The organism is Altererythrobacter sp. BO-6, from assembly GCF_011047315.1.
In the GTDB taxonomy this organism is placed as follows: domain Bacteria; phylum Pseudomonadota; class Alphaproteobacteria; order Sphingomonadales; family Sphingomonadaceae; genus Erythrobacter.
This window is the reverse complement of the sequence record NZ_CP049259.1, coordinates 60830-74954: the sequence shown is the minus strand read 5'-3', so window position 1 is coordinate 74954 and position 14125 is coordinate 60830. Positions and strand designations below refer to the sequence as shown.

The 14125-nt window shown below is 63.0% G+C and carries 11 protein-coding genes and 1 pseudogene; 3 read left to right on the top strand and 9 right to left on the bottom strand.

Translation table 11 applies throughout. The annotated features are described in order from the left end of the window. Positions 1-9 precede the first annotated feature (9 nt). The 6 genes from G6N82_RS00340 to G6N82_RS00315 all read right to left on the bottom strand — a co-directional run bounded on the left by G6N82_RS00340 (position 10) and on the right by G6N82_RS00315 (position 7469). Positions 10-810: a DUF4019 domain-containing protein gene (locus tag G6N82_RS00340; protein ID WP_165192662.1), complete on the bottom strand. Its 801-nt coding sequence runs from the start codon at positions 808-810 to the stop codon at positions 10-12. Beyond that, entirely contained in the window at positions 810-4298 is a 3489-nt protein-coding gene (gene dnaE, locus G6N82_RS00335) for a DNA polymerase III subunit alpha (protein WP_165192660.1), read from the bottom strand. The genes G6N82_RS00340 and dnaE overlap by 1 nt, the downstream gene beginning before the upstream one ends. Before the next feature lie 156 nt (positions 4299-4454). Continuing rightward, on the bottom strand, positions 4455-4934 hold the full coding sequence (locus G6N82_RS00330) for a glutathione peroxidase (protein ID WP_165192658.1): 480 nt from the start codon (positions 4932-4934) through the stop codon (positions 4455-4457). After that, a complete protein-coding gene (locus tag G6N82_RS00325; protein WP_165192656.1) occupies positions 4931-5449 on the bottom strand; it encodes a hypothetical protein in 519 nt (172 codons plus the stop codon). Before G6N82_RS00325 ends, G6N82_RS00330 begins: the two co-directional genes overlap by 4 nt. A gap of 96 nt (positions 5450-5545) precedes the next feature. Continuing rightward, positions 5546-6235: an ABC transporter ATP-binding protein gene (locus G6N82_RS00320; RefSeq protein ID WP_165192654.1), complete on the bottom strand. Its 690-nt coding sequence runs from the start codon at positions 6233-6235 to the stop codon at positions 5546-5548. Beyond that, positions 6228-7469 (bottom strand): lipoprotein-releasing ABC transporter permease subunit, encoded by a 1242-nt coding sequence (locus G6N82_RS00315; RefSeq protein ID WP_165192652.1) that lies wholly within the window; start codon positions 7467-7469, stop codon positions 6228-6230. Before G6N82_RS00315 ends, G6N82_RS00320 begins: the two co-directional genes overlap by 8 nt. A gap of 203 nt (positions 7470-7672) precedes the next feature. Here G6N82_RS00315 and purF point away from each other — a divergent pair, with 203 nt between their 5' ends. The 3 genes and pseudogenes from purF to G6N82_RS00300 all read left to right on the top strand — a co-directional run bounded on the left by purF (position 7673) and on the right by G6N82_RS00300 (position 10383). Continuing rightward, positions 7673-9145 (top strand): amidophosphoribosyltransferase, encoded by a 1473-nt coding sequence (gene purF, locus G6N82_RS00310; protein ID WP_165197789.1) that lies wholly within the window; start codon positions 7673-7675, stop codon positions 9143-9145. Between the two features lie 4 nt (positions 9146-9149). Then, a complete protein-coding gene (locus tag G6N82_RS00305) occupies positions 9150-9866 on the top strand; it encodes an SDR family NAD(P)-dependent oxidoreductase (protein WP_165192650.1) in 717 nt (238 codons plus the stop codon). Between the two features lie 168 nt (positions 9867-10034). Next, positions 10035-10383 (top strand): annotated as a pseudogene (locus tag G6N82_RS00300) (PilZ domain-containing protein). 14 nt (positions 10384-10397) lie between these two features. Here G6N82_RS00300 and G6N82_RS00295 read toward each other — a convergent pair. The 3 genes from G6N82_RS00295 to G6N82_RS00285 all read right to left on the bottom strand — a co-directional run bounded on the left by G6N82_RS00295 (position 10398) and on the right by G6N82_RS00285 (position 14091). Continuing rightward, positions 10398-11585 carry a serine hydrolase domain-containing protein gene (locus G6N82_RS00295; RefSeq protein ID WP_165192648.1) on the bottom strand — a complete coding sequence of 396 codons (1188 nt, stop codon included), beginning with the start codon at positions 11583-11585 and terminating at the stop codon, positions 10398-10400. A gap of 61 nt (positions 11586-11646) precedes the next feature. Further along, positions 11647-13035, bottom strand: a complete 1389-nt coding sequence (locus G6N82_RS00290; RefSeq protein ID WP_165192646.1) for a deoxyribodipyrimidine photo-lyase — start codon at positions 13033-13035, stop codon at positions 11647-11649. A 105-nt stretch (positions 13036-13140) separates the two neighbouring features. Beyond that, the gene (locus G6N82_RS00285) at positions 13141-14091 is read right to left on the bottom strand and encodes a metal-dependent hydrolase (protein ID WP_165192644.1); all 951 of its coding nucleotides are present in this window, start codon (positions 14089-14091) and stop codon (positions 13141-13143) included. Between the last annotated feature and the right edge of the window lie 34 nt (positions 14092-14125).

The window sequence follows — 14125 nt, the reverse complement described above, 5'->3', positions numbered from 1 at the left end:
GATTGCGCGCTAGGCGATGAAGAAACCCACGATTTCCCAGCCATTCTGTCCGCGAAGCATGACCACCGTTTCTGTGGCAATCATTTCACGCCCGGCAAAATCGGTCTGGAATTGAATGATCTGGTAATCGCCTTCCGGCGCGCCGGGCACGGTGCTGGTGCGCTGGACCGACACAAGTCGGCGGCTCTCGACCTTACCCAGCGGGGTGCGAACCGGCTCAATAAGTTTGGTCCATTCGGCCAGACTGGCCTGGGAACGGAAATAGGGGCCAGTAGCCTTCCAGCTCCCTTCCCAATCGCGCGCATCGACGCGAGCCATGAATTTTTCCGCTCGCGCGATCGAAACGGGGTCGTCAGCCGCAGCCGGACTGCCCGTTTCGGTTGTTACCGTGTTTTGAGCGGCGGTTCTTCCAGCTTCCGTACTTCCGATATTGGCAAAACTGACAATGACGGCTGCGGCAATAATGATCGACATGATTAGCATTCCTCCTGCAAACCACGTCAGGCCAAAAGCCTTGTGTGGCGCGGTGTTGATGAGGTCTGCAGTATCTGACTGGCCTGTCGAGCGAGGTATCCCCAAAGATGTGTGCGCAGGAATTTGTGGGCCTGCCCCCTCGGCATCCCCCAAGATTCTTGCGGCCTCGCGGCTGCTCGACACACCCAGTTTGCGGCGCGCATTGCGCAATCGATCATTGACCGTGTGGACCGAAATATCGAGCGCGCCCGCGCTGGACTTGGCATCATGGCCGGCCAGCAGCAGGCGCAGCGCTTCCTTCTCCTTGTCGGTCAGATCGTCGAGAGACGGTAGCATCAGGCGACCAGGCGCAGGTTTCCACGCCCACGCACGGGCCGCAGCTGCACGTTGCCAATCCCTTCGATCGCGGCGAGCCGCTCGGCCAGTTCGCCGTCGAGCGCGAAGTCGCGGCCAAGGCGGATCGCGGCATATTCGCCCGGCCCCACCAGCACCCGCGCAACCACTTCGCCCTGCCCTTCCTCGCTCGCCAGCAGCTCAAGCCGCAGATCGGCCAGCGCTTCGCGGCTGAGCACGTCGAGCGACATCCACATTTGCGTCGATCCGCGAACTTCGTCGAGCGGGCGCGCCCCGCGCACGGTAATGCGCGGGGGTTCGCTGGGATTGGGCGAATCGAGATCGACATTGAGCAGCAGGCAGGTCCCCTCCGCCGCCCAGCGTTCGAATTGCGGGACCAGGCCCTCTTCGAAGCAGGCGGCACTGAACTGCCCGGAGGCATCCGAAAAATCACCTCGGATGAATTCCGCGCCGCGCTTGGTCCGTCCCTTGCTGAAGCCTTCGACCATGGCCGCCATCACCGCCGGGCCGCGCCCGCCAACAGGTGCGCCCGCCTGCATGATCGACTGGTAACTGCGCGCGCCATTGGCAGAGGCGATGTGCCAATGTTGCTGCACCGGATGCGCGGAGAAATAGAAGCCGAAATTCTCGCGCTCCTTCGCCATCTGCTCGATCCGGCTCCAGCGCGCGGTTTCGGCCAGGTGCAGGCTGTCATCAGCCGCTTCCTCGCCGCCGAACAGTGCGGCCTGCCCGCTCGCGCGCTCGCGCTCCGCCGCATCGGCCACGGCCAGCAACATGTCGGCATTGGCAAACAGCATGGCGCGATTGTCATCGAGGCAATCGAGCGCGCCCGCGCAGATCAGCCCTTCCAGCTGACGCGAATTCATCGCCCCTTTGGGCATGCGCTCGAACAGGTCCTTGAGGCTGGTAAACGGCCCTGACCCCTCGCGCTCCGCCACGATCGCTTCCATCGCCTTGTCGCCGACATTGCGGATGCCTGCCAGCGCATAGCGCACGGCATAGCCATGATCGGTCTGTTCGACCGTGAAGCGCGCTTCGGAATGGTTGATGCAGGGCGGCAATATCGTAATGCCGCCTTCGACACCCGGATAGCGCCGCGCATCGTCGACGAATACCGCCAGCTTTTCCGACTGGTGCATGTCGAAACACATTGACGCAGCGTAGAATTCTTCCGGGTAATGCGCCTTGAGCCACGCGGTTTGATAGGCGAGCAAGGCATAGGCGGCCGCGTGCGACTTGTTGAAGCCGTAACCGGCGAATTTGTCGATCAAGTCGAACAACTCGTTCGCCTGCGCCTTTTCGATGCCGGAAACCTGTTTGCACCCGTCAATAAAGCGCGCCCGCTGCGCATCCATCTCCGCCTGGTTTTTCTTGCCCATGGCGCGGCGCAGCAGGTCGGCATCGCCGAGCGAGTAACCGGCGAGGATCTGCGCCGCCTGCATCACCTGTTCCTGGTAGACGAAGATGCCGTAGGTTTCGGACAGGATCCCCTCGAGCTTGGGATGCGGATATTCGATCGACGCCTCGCCGTTCTTGCGCTTGCCGAACAGCGGGATGTTGTCCATCGGGCCGGGGCGATAGAGCGAGACGAGCGCGATGATATCGCCGAAATTTGTCGGCTTTACCGCCGCCAGCGTGCGCCGCATCCCTTCGGATTCGAGCTGGAACACGCCCACTGTGTTGCCCGACTGGAGCAGGTCGTAAACCGCCGGATCGTCCCATTCGAGCGCGCCCAGATCGATCTCGATCCCGCGCCCGGCCAGCAGGTCCACCGCCTTGCGCAACACCGACAGCGTCTTGAGCCCGAGGAAGTCGAACTTCACGAGGCCGGAACTTTCGACATATTTCATGTCGAACTGGGTAACCGGCATGTCCGAACGCGGATCGCGATAGAGCGGCACCAGCTGCGCCAGCGGCCGGTCGCCGATCACCACGCCTGCGGCATGGGTGGAGCTGTTGCGCGGCAACCCTTCGAGCTGCAGCGCCAGATCGACCAGCTGCTTCACCTCATTGTCATTGTCATATTCGCGGCGGAAATCGGCCGCGCCGTTCAATGCCCGCGGCAGCGTCCACGGATCGGTCGGGTGGTTGGGCACCATCTTGCAGAGGCGATCGACATGGCCATAGCTCATCTGCAGGATGCGGCCGCAATCGCGCAGCACCGCGCGCGCCTTCATCTTGCCGAAAGTGATGATCTGCGCGACGTGATCGTGCCCATATTTCTGCTGGACATAGCGGATCACTTCGCCGCGCCGCGTTTCGCAGAAGTCGATATCGAAGTCCGGCATCGAAACGCGCTCAGGGTTGAGGAAGCGTTCGAACAGCAGGCCCAGCCGGATCGGATCGAGATCGGTGATGGTCAGCGCCCAGGCGACCAGCGAGCCCGCGCCCGATCCGCGCCCCGGCCCCACCGGAATGCCGTTGTCCTTGGCCCATTTGATGAAGTCGGCAACGATCAGGAAGTAGCCGGGGAAACCCATCTTCACGATCACGTCTACTTCGTAATCGAGCCGGTCGAAATAGGTCTTGCGTTCTGCATCGGGCAGCTCGCCATAGGGCTCTAGCCGCGCCTCCAGCCCCTTGCGTGCATCCTCAGCCAGCATCCTTGCCTCGCCCTCCAGGTCACCGGCAAGGCTGGGCAGGATCGGTTTGCGATAGGGCGGGATAAAGGCGCAGCGCTGCGCGACCACCAGTGTATTGGCCGTCGCTTCGGGCAGGTCGGCGAACAGCTCTTCCATCATCCTGGCGGACTTGACCCAGGCATCGCGGTTGGTGTGGAGCCGGTCTTCCGCATCGATATGGGTCGAATGGGCGATGCACAGCATCGCATCATGCGCCTTGTGGAAATGCGGCTCAGCGTATTGCGCAGGGTTGCTCGCCACCAGCGGCAGGTCGCGGGCATAGGCAAGGTCGATCAGCGCCGCTTCCGCCGCCGTGCAGGCCGGATCGCCGTGGCGGGCGAGCTCGATATAGAGCCGTCCTGGAAACAGTGCCTGCAGCCGGTCGCACAGCGCCTCGGCATGGCTCTGCTGCCCTTCGGCCAGCAGGCGCGTGAGCGCCCCTTCGCCCGCTCCGCTCAGCGCGATCAACCCGTCGGTGTGCCCTTCAAGATCGTTGAGCTGGACATGCGGTTCAAACTCGAGTGGCCGGTCGAGATGCGCACGCGACACCAGGTGGCAAAGATTGTCATAGCCGGCCTCATCCTGCGCGTAGAGCGGCAGGTAGTCGACCTGGCGCCCTTCCTCGTCCCGCGCCACGCCCAGCAGCGTGCCAATGATCGGCTGCACGCCTTCGTCCATGCACGCACTACCGAACGCAACCGAGCCATAGAGCCCGTTGCGGTCGCAAATCGCGATCGCGGGAAAGCCGCGCTCCTTCGCCAGCTTGGCAATCGCCTTGGGATCGATCGCCCCTTCGAGCATCGAATAGGACGACTGGACGCGCAGCGGGACGAAGGGAGCGAAGGGCATCGCGGTACTATGCTGCGCAGCCTCGCATTGGCCAAGCGCCAATCCACAAGATTCTCTCGTCTCGTCATCCCCGCGAAAGCGGGGATCCAGAAGGAAACCAGATCGGTAGCAACTGGATTCCCGTCTTCGCGGGAATGACGATGGTTTGTTAGCGGCTCAAAGCAGCTTCTCGATATCCTTCGCGATCCGTTCGGGCTTGTCGGTCGGCGCATAGCGGCGCACCACATTGCCCTCGCGGTCGATCAGGAACTTGGTGAAGTTCCATTTGATCGAGGTCGATCCCATCAGGCCCTTGGCCTCGCCTTTCATCCAGTCATAAAGCGGCGAGGCATCGGGGCCATTGACGTCGATCTTCTGCATCAGCGGAAAAGTGACGCCGAAATTGATCTTGCAGAACTGCTCGATCTCGTCGGCATTGCCCGGTTCCTGCGCGCCGAACTGGTTGCAGGGAAAGCCGAGCACCTCGAAGCCCTTGTCCTTGTATTGCTGGAAGAGCTTTTCCAGCCCGTCATACTGCGGGGTGAAGCCGCATTTGCTGGCGGTGTTCACCACCAGCAGCACCTTGCCCTTCTTGTCGGCAAGATCGAGCTCTTCGCCGCGGTTGGTGGTGACGGTGAAATCGGCAATCGTCGTCATTCGGGAGCGTCCTTTTTGGGGCGATAAATGAAATCGAATGACGTTTGCCATGAAAGACCATGGTCCGTCGAGGCCTCTCCGAACTGGCGGACCGATCCGTCCTCATCATGGGTATAGCTCATCCGGATCAACGTATGCGGCGCGCCAGGTTGCGGCCAGTTGCCGGCCAGCACCATCTTGCCATCGGTTACGCCGCCGACAAATTCCACCGCGCCGGGCGCGGAGCCGACCCATTTCTGGTGCCATAGCCCGGTGGCGGCATCGTAGTGATTGAGGCTGGAGCCGCCCTGCCCGCGCAGCGGCATCCAGCTTTCCAGCACGGCGCAGCCATTATGCTTGCGCTCGATCCGGCTGTCGGCGATCTTTGTGTCGCGCCCAGCCGGATAGACGTCCCACTCGCCAATCCAGAAATCGAACCCTGCGTAACCTTCCGTGTCGCAGGTCGGCGGCGGAGCAGCAGGTGGCGGTGTCGTGGTGGCTTGAAGCAGCGCGACGAGCAAAATCGATGAAAGCATGGTGTCCCCTTCCAGTCTGAAGGGACAATTTCGTGACCAATGCGCAATCGCTCAAACCCATATCCACCGGCGCGCCATGGCGCTCGGCGAGCGTCGCTATTCTAGCACACCTTCATGCAAGCGAACCACGCGGTCCATCTTGGCCGCCAGCCGTTCGTTATGGGTCGCGACGAGCGCGGCACTGCCCTCGCCGCGCACGAGCTCAAGGAACTGGCCCAGCACCCGCTCGGACGTATGCTCGTCGAGATTGCCGGTCGGCTCGTCCGCCAGCACCAGCATCGGCCGGTTGGCGAGCGCCCGGGCAACCGCCACGCGCTGCTGCTCGCCGCCCGAAAGCTGGCTCGGGCGGTGGTCCATCCGGTGGCCAAGCCCCAGCGCAACCAGCAGCTCTTCGGCGCGCTTTTCAGCCGCATCATGCGGCACGCCCGCAATCATCTGCGGCATCACCACATTCTCGCACGCGTTGAAATCGGGCAGCAGGTGATGGAACTGGTAGACGAAGCCCAGATGCTCGCGCCGCAGCCTGGTGCGCTCGTCGGTCGGCAGCGTGCCTGCCTCTTCCCCCGCAATGCGGATCGAGCCTTCGAAACCGCCTTCCAGCAGGCCGACCGCCTGCAGCATGGTCGATTTGCCGGTGCCGGATGGGCCGAGCAGCGCCACGATTTCGCCGGGCATGATATCCAGATCGACGCCGCGCAGCACTTCGATCCGGGTTTCGCCCTGCTGGAAGCTGCGCTTCAACCCGCGCAGCCGCACAACCGGTTCAAGTTCAAGCACATCACTCATAGCGCAGCACCTCCACCGGATCGGTGCTGGCGGCCTTGAGCGCCGGATAGAGCGTGGCAAGGAAGCTGAGCACCAGCGCCAGCAACACGATACCGGTCACCTCCAGGGGATCGGTGCGTGATGGCAGGGTGGACAGGAAGCGGATCGAGGGATCCCACAGGTTCTGCCCGGTGACGATCTCGATAAAGCGCACGATTTGCTGGCGGAAGGTCAAGATCAGCGCGCCCAGCACCAGCCCGGCCACCGTGCCGATCGCGCCGACGGTGAACCCGGTGGTGACGAAGATCTTCATCAGGCTGCGCCGCGTCGCCCCCATGGTGCGCATGATCGCGATATCGCGGGTCTTGGCGCGGACCAGCATCACCAGGCTCGAAAGGATGTTAAAAGCCGCCACCAGCACCATGAAACTTAGGGCAAAGAACATCGCCACACGCTCAACCTGGAGCGCTTCGAACAGGGTCGCGTTCATGGTTTTCCAGTCGGACACGATCGCCCGGCCGGCGACCTTTTCCTCCACCGGAGCAAGGATTTCACCCACCTTGTCGGGATCGGTCACGGAAACTTCGATCATGCCCACTGCATCGCCCAGCAGCAGCAGCGTTTGCGCATCGGGGATCGGCATCATCACGAATTTCTCGTCGTAATCGTAGATCCCGACTTCGAAGATCGCTGCAACGCGATAGCCGACCTGCCGCATCGAGGTGCCGAACGGTGTCGCCCGGCCCTGCGGATTGATGATGGTGATGGTGTCGCCCACCCGCGCGCCGATATTCTGGGCCAGGCGCGATCCGATCGCGACATTGCCCGAATCCTGCTGCAGTTCGGAAATATTGCCCAGCAGCACCCGATCGGAAAGGCCCGCAAGGTCATCCTGCGTCTGGCCGCGCACGAAGATCCCTTCCACGCGTCCGTTGAAAGTGACCAGCAGCGGCTGTTCGATCAACGGCGAGGCATCGACCACGCCGGGCGTGTCCCGCACCTCTTCCAGCACTTCGCGCCAGCTGTCGAGCCGCCCGCCATAGGCCTGGACGATGGCATGCCCGTTCAGCCCCACGATCTTGTCGAGCAATTCCGCGCGAAAGCCGTTCATCACGCTCATCACCACCACCAGCATGGCGACGCTCAGCATCACCACACCCACGCTGATGCCGGCGACCAGCGCGATGAATGCCTCCCCCTTGCCCGGCAAGAGGTAGCGTTTGGCAATCATGCGTTCGAAGGGGGACAGGATCACGATGCTTGGGTCTCTGCGGCAGAGGCGATGAACCGCGCATTTAGGGCGCCGGGCCGCAGGGCGCAATGCAAGCGGGCGAGCTTTCCCTAGCAAAAGCTGTGACAGCGCACGCTCTACCCTTGTAATCGAGGCGTAACATCTCCATTGACCCGCGCAACGGCACGGCGGGCTCAAGCAGGCAGGCGCACACGATGACCACGGCGATCAACTGGACGCATCCCTACCTCGATATGGATGGCGACAAGCTGCGCGAGGAGTGCGGGATTTTCGGCGCGATCAACGCCACCGATGCCGCCGCCGCCACTGCCCTGGGTCTTCACGCCTTGCAGCACCGCGGCCAGGAAGCCGCCGGGATCACCAGTTTCGACGGCAAGGAATTCTATTCGCGACGCGGGCTTGGCCATGTCGCGGAAAACTTCTCCTCGTCCGAAGCGATCGCCGAGCTGCCCGGACCGATGGCAGCTGGTCACGTGCGCTATTCCACCACCGGCGGCGCTGGCCTGCGCAATGTCCAGCCGCTCTATGCCGATCTTGCCAGCGGCGGCTTTGCCGTGGCGCATAACGGCAATATCTCCAACGCGCAGAAGCTGCGCAGCGAACTGGTGCAGAACGGGGCGATCTTCCAGTCGACCTCGGATACCGAAGTGATCATCCACCTCGTCGCAACCAGCCGCTACCCCACCATGATCGACCGGTTCGTCGATGCCTTGCGGCTGGTCGAAGGCGCCTATTCGCTGATCGTGATGACGCCCGAAGGCATGATCGCGTGCCGCGATCCGCTGGGCATCCGCCCGCTGGTGATGGGCCGGATGGGTGACGCGGTAGTGTTCGCCAGTGAGACCGTCGCGTTCGACGTGGTCGGCGCGGAATTCGTGCGCGAAGTCGAGCCGGGCGAGTTGGTCAAGGTCGGCTTTGATGGAGCGACCGAATCGCTCCACCCCTTTGGCCGCCACAATCCACGCCCCTGCATTTTCGAGCACGTCTATTTCAGCCGCCCGGATTCGATGTTCGCCGGACACACCGTCTACGAAGCGCGCAAGGCGATCGGCCAGCAACTGGCGATCGAAAGCCCGGTCGATGCCGATTACGTCGTGCCTGTGCCTGACAGCGGCGTGCCCGCGGCCATCGGCTATGCCCAGCAATCGGGCGTGCCGTTCGAACTCGGCATCATCCGTTCGCACTATGTTGGGCGGACCTTCATCCAGCCATCCGATGGCGCGCGCCATTCCGGCGTCAAGCGCAAGCACAACGCCAATCGCGGGCTAGTGGAAGGCAAGCGGATCGTGCTGATCGACGATCTGATCGTGCGCGGCACCACCTCGATGAAGATCGTCGAGATGATGCGCGAAGCGGGCGCGAGCGAAGTGCATTTCCGCGTCGCCAGCCCACCCACGGCGCACAGCTGTTTTTACGGAGTCGACACGCCGGAGCGCAGCAAGCTGCTCGCCGCGCGGATGGATATCGAGCCGATGCGCGAATTCATCAAGGCGGACAGCCTGGCCTTCGTTTCGATTGACGGGCTCTATCGTGCGGTTGGCGCCAAGCGGCGTGACAACGGCTGCCCGCAATTCTGCGACGCCTGTTTCACCGGCGATTACCCCACGTCGCTGACCGACCTCGCCTCGACCGAGGATGCGGCAGCGCAACTTTCCTTCCCCGATCACAAGGCAGCTTGATCAAATGACTGACGGCAAACCGCTTGACGGCAAGCTGGCGCTTGTCACCGGCGCGAGCAAAGGTATCGGCGCAGCCACGGCCAAGGCACTGGCAGCGGCGGGCGCGCATGTCGTGCTGGTCGCGCGCGATGTGAAGGCGCTGGAAGAGGTCGAAGACGCGATCCATGCAATCGGCGGCAGCTCGACGATCGCCCCGCTCGACCTGACCGAGCCCGAATCGATCGGGCGGCTCGCCACGGCGGTGTCGGGACGCTGGGATGCGCTTGACATACTGGTGCTGTCGGCTGCCTATCTGCCCTCGCTGACGCCAGTGACGCAGATTGACGCCAAGCAGCTCAACCGCGCCTTCAACCTCAATGTGCTGGCGACGCAGGCGCTGCTGGCGGCATTCGATCCAATGCTGAAGCGCGCGAAATCCGCGCGAATTGTCGGCTTGACCAGCAGCGTCGGGGCCGCGCCGCGCGCCTATTGGAGTGCTTACGGATCGAGCAAGGCTGCGTTCGACAATATTCTGAGCTGTTATGCGCAGGAAGTTGAAAAACTTGCCGATATTCGCGTCGCCATTGTCGATCCGGGTGCCACCCGCACAACCATGCGTGCGCGCGCCTATCCCGGCGAAGATCCCGCGACCGTGAAGCCGCCGGAGGCGGTTGCTGACCGGCTGGTGTCATTGCTGCAAAGCGATTTCCCGACCGGGCACCGCGAACGTATCGACAGCTGAAATCGCTCAATTCCTTGGCGTTAATGCCGCGCTAACCACCCCTGGTGACAGGCTGGTAACCGCGCTCGGCCAACGTGCGTAAAGCCTGATCCCGATTGGCCTGCCGCAAGGTTACGGCGCGCATGCTGGCTGGGGCCTGGCAAGATACGCTGATTGAGGAATTTCGTGATGCAGACGATGCAGGATCGCTACCATATCGCTGCGCAGGAAGATCGCTGCGCTCCCCGCACCAAGCTGACCATTCCCGCGATGCTGCGCGCATCGGGCGGGCGTGCGTTCCAGAGCGTGGTGCATGATCTGTCCATTTCGGGCTTTTCGGCCGCTTCGATCAACCGGATGCACGAAGGCCAGGTGTGCTGGCTGACCCTGCCCGGGCTCGAGATCGCTTCAGGCCCAGGTTGTGTGGTGGGACAATTGCATCGTCGGATGCGCCTTCAGCGAGCTCTTGAGCCCGATCGTGCATGACAACATCCTGCAGCGCTACGCCAATCTCGGATCTTACCGCAGCGCTTGCTGACGCCCGATTGGCGGCTAATCGGCGGCGGCGATCTTGGCCGCCAGTTCCCGCGACAGGGCTCGATTGTCGGGGCTGGTCGCGGTGGGCCAATTGCTGACCACGGCCAGAACGATCTGCTTTTCCGGCAATAGCGTGATCGCCTGCCCGAAAATGCCTTGCGCCCCGTAATTGCCGCCGGGATAGGTCCACCACTGATAGCCATAGCCGAAGCCGCTATCGCCGAAATCGACCAGCGAATCGCCGGCGCGGGCAAACCAGCCATCTGGCACTGTGCCGTTGCCGCCTTCGAGCGCAAACTGGCCCATGCGGGCATAGTCCGCCAGCCGGATCGACAGGCAACAGCCGCCGATATTGCCGCCCCGCGGATCGGTCATCCAGAACAGCTCGCCTTCAAAGCCCGCCGGATCGACAATCTTGGCCTTGGCATATTCGGCGAGCGGCAGGCCTACCGCATTTTCCACCACCAACCCGATCAGATTTGTCTCGCCGGTCTTGTAGACCCACTTCTGGCCTGCCGGCGCCTCACGCTTCAATCCGCGCAGCTGCGTCACCATCGCATCCGGCCCGTATTCGACCACGAACCGGTTCATCTGCGCCACGTCGCTCTTGGGATCGGTATAGTCCTCGTTCCAGGCCACGCCCGAAGTCATCGTTGCGATCTGCTCGACGGTAACCCCGTCATAGGCGGATCCCGCCAGCGCCGGGACATAGCGGGTGACCGGATCGTCCAGGCTCTTGATGAAGCCATCCTTCACCGCCGCACCCAGCAGGGTGGCGGTAAAGCTCTTGGCGACCGAGAAGCTGGTCCAGCGCTGGTCCGGCCCGAAGCCGAGCCGATAGGACTCGTAGCGCTTCCTGCCATCCTGCAGCACCATCACGCCCACGGCGTTGGTCGCTTCCATGAAGGCGTGCACATCCGCCGCGAGTTCGGGACTGAGCGGCGCACCATCCGGCAGGGCCCGCGGTTCTGGCGCAGCAGCAACTTCGTGCCCGGCGAACCACTGTTCCATCTTGCGGAACCGGTCTGCACGCTGGGCATCGGTCCAGAACAGCACCTCCAGTTCGGAAGGGTCGCGCTCTGGCGGAGTGACCATGGTGACCGCCGCCACTTGTGTGGCGCCAGTCTCGACCGGCCCGGCATAGCTCGCCGCGCACCCGCTCAGCGCCAGCGCCATTGCCGCGCTGCTCAACCCAAGCCGCATTATTCTCTCTCCCTGCGTCTGTTTGCGCGCACCCTATGGAGCGTGCTTCGCAGGGGCAAGCCTATCCGTAGCCCTTCATCGCCTTATATGCGGCCAGCGCGCGCTCGCGCCCTTCCCTGTGGCCGATGATCCTGGCCGGATAGCGCCCGCGCATATGATCGGGCGGGTCGTGGACGAAGGGTTCGTCGAGATCGGCGAGTTCGGGCACATATTGGCGGATGTAGCCCGCAGCGTCGAACTTCTCCGACTGGCTGAGCGGCGCCATGATCCGCACGAACATGTTCGAATCGACCCCCGTGCCCGCGGTCCATTGCCAATTGGTCGCGTTGCTGGCGTAATCAGCATCGACCAGCGTGTCCCAGAACCACTGCTCCCCCTCACGCCAGTCGATCAGCAGATGCTTGATCAGGAAACTCGCCGCGATCATCCGCACGCGGTTGTGCATCCAGCCGGTCTGCCACAGCTGGCGCATCCCGGCATCGACGATCGGGTAGCCGGTGCGGCCCTGCTGCCAGGCCTTGAGGTCGCGCGCGGCGCTCTCGTCGGTTTCCGGGTCGCGCCATTCGATTTTATCGAACTCGTCGCGATAGTTATCGAGCGCGTACCGGGGGAACTGGCAGATCGCGTTCTGCGCGTAGTCGCGCCAGATCAGCTCCTTTTCGAACGTCTTCCAGCCGTATGAGCGTTTATCCTTGAGTGAATGCCATATTTGTATCGGGCTGACCTGCCCGAAATGCAGGTAGGGCGAAAGTTGGCTGGTCTTGTCGACCGAGGGGAGATTGCGATCTTCCTGATAGTCATCGACATGGTCTTCCCACCAGCCGAGCCGCTCGTGCGCGGCGGCTTCGCTGACCTGCCAGAAGTCGCGCATCCCGCCCGCCCAGTCGGGATGTGTCGGGAGGAGGTTCCAGTCCTCCAGCGCGTCGCTGGAGGGCCAAGTATCGGGTGATGAGACCGTCTCCGGCTCCGGCAGCACATCGCGCGGCGGGAGCTGTTCCAGCGTCGCTTTCGAGAACGGCGTGTAGATCTTGTACGGCGTGCCAGATCCGGTCACCACCGCGCCGGGCGGCAGCAGGTAGTTGGCATCGTAGAGCTTGAGCTCCAGGCGTTCCTTGAGCTCTCCCTGCGCCTTGCGCCACCATGGCTCGTAATGGCGGTTGGCATGGACCGCCTCGGCGCCAGTTTCCTCAGCGATCTTGGCGAGTTCCTCCACCGTATCGCCGCGCAGCAGGATCAGCCTCGCATGTCGCTTCGCAAGGCTCGCGGCGAGATCCTCCAGCGCATGGTGCAGCCACCAGCGCGATGCGCCGCCATACTTGTGCGAACCGGCACGCGCGTCATCGAGCACATAGACCGCGATCACAGGCCCGGCCTGCGCGGCATGATAGAGCGCGGGATTGTCGGCCATGCGCAGATCGCGTCGCAGCCAGACGATTTGGGGTTGGGTCATTCGCTACTCTTTTTCTTCGTCATTGCGAGGAGCCGAAGGCGACGCGGCAATCCAGAGCGTATCGCGCGCCGCTCTGGATTGCTTCGCTTCGCTCGCAATGACGAATCAAGGAGACGGAAGTTCCTTGCATTCCACTTGCGGAAGCGCGACCGAGAACCGGTCCCGCGCGCGCGGATCGTAGAACCGCGCATCGCGCAGGATCACCGAGCCGTCATCCGCCCGCTCGGCGAACGGCGCACGGGCCCAGAGCATAAATGCGCCTGCCTCATCGGACTCTTGGGCAGCATCAGCTGGCAACCTACAGAGCGCGGCATCCTGTGCGTGGTATCCATATCCGATGTTCTCACCAGTCCATGCGTTGGAATACCAGCGGCCATCCTCGGTCTGGATAATCCGCTCGCGCACCCAAAATGCGAGTGGTGGCGGGCTGGCGATAGCAATTGTCGGATAGGGTTCAAGCAAAGTGCCCTTCACCGATTCATAGTAATGCGTGATAGCCCCATTCAGCCCGATATACGCCAGCGCCAACGCTATCGCCACGCGCGCGGGCTTCATCCAATCCCCGCCCCGCTTCTCTCGCCGCAGCGAGAACCAGGTCGCAAAGCCCATCAGCGCCCACAGCCATACGTCGATGATGAACAGCGTGTCGCCATAGAACCACTGCGACGAAAACGGCTCAAGCAGGCGGATGCCATAGACATTGAGCCAGTCGAGCGCCGGGTGGGTCAGGCAGCCGATGAAGCTCAGCAGAAACAGCCATTTGAAGCTGACCGGCAAGCGCCCCTCAGGGCGTTTCCCGCGCTTCGTTTGCCAGCGGTCATAGCCCCACAGCAATCCTGCGAGGATCAGCGGCAACAGCACCAGCGCAGGCGGTCCATGCGTGATCCCGCGGCGGAAACCCAGATGCTCCTGCCCTTCAAGCCAGAAGAAGCACGCCGCATCGACATCGGGCAGGTTGGCGCCGATGATCAGCGCGGGCATGGCAAGGCCCGTCTTGCGCTTGAGCCCCGCCTGCCCCAGCAGCGCACCAACGAGTGAATGGGTCAGATTGTCCATTAGTGCCGGCCCGGCCTGTCGCTACGCTAATTGA

What these genes read in the sequence shown, in the direction of transcription:
- G6N82_RS00340 (WP_165192662.1), bottom strand. Translation starts at nt 810, where the DNA reads ATGCTACCGTCTCTCGACGATCTGACCGACAAGGAGAAGGAAGCGCTG.
- G6N82_RS00320 (WP_165192654.1), bottom strand. Translation starts at nt 6,235, where the DNA reads ATGAGTGATGTGCTTGAACTTGAACCGGTTGTGCGGCTGCGCGGGTTG.
- G6N82_RS00330 (WP_165192658.1), bottom strand. Translation starts at nt 4,934, where the DNA reads ATGACGACGATTGCCGATTTCACCGTCACCACCAACCGCGGCGAAGAG.
- dnaE (WP_165192660.1), bottom strand. Translation starts at nt 4,298, where the DNA reads ATGCCCTTCGCTCCCTTCGTCCCGCTGCGCGTCCAGTCGTCCTATTCG.
- G6N82_RS00290 (WP_165192646.1), bottom strand. Translation starts at nt 13,035, where the DNA reads ATGACCCAACCCCAAATCGTCTGGCTGCGACGCGATCTGCGCATGGCC.
- G6N82_RS00325 (WP_165192656.1), bottom strand. Translation starts at nt 5,449, where the DNA reads ATGCTTTCATCGATTTTGCTCGTCGCGCTGCTTCAAGCCACCACGACA.
- G6N82_RS00285 (WP_165192644.1), bottom strand. Translation starts at nt 14,091, where the DNA reads ATGGACAATCTGACCCATTCACTCGTTGGTGCGCTGCTGGGGCAGGCG.
- G6N82_RS00305 (WP_165192650.1), top strand. Translation starts at nt 9,150, where the DNA reads ATGACTGACGGCAAACCGCTTGACGGCAAGCTGGCGCTTGTCACCGGC.
- G6N82_RS00295 (WP_165192648.1), bottom strand. Translation starts at nt 11,585, where the DNA reads ATGCGGCTTGGGTTGAGCAGCGCGGCAATGGCGCTGGCGCTGAGCGGG.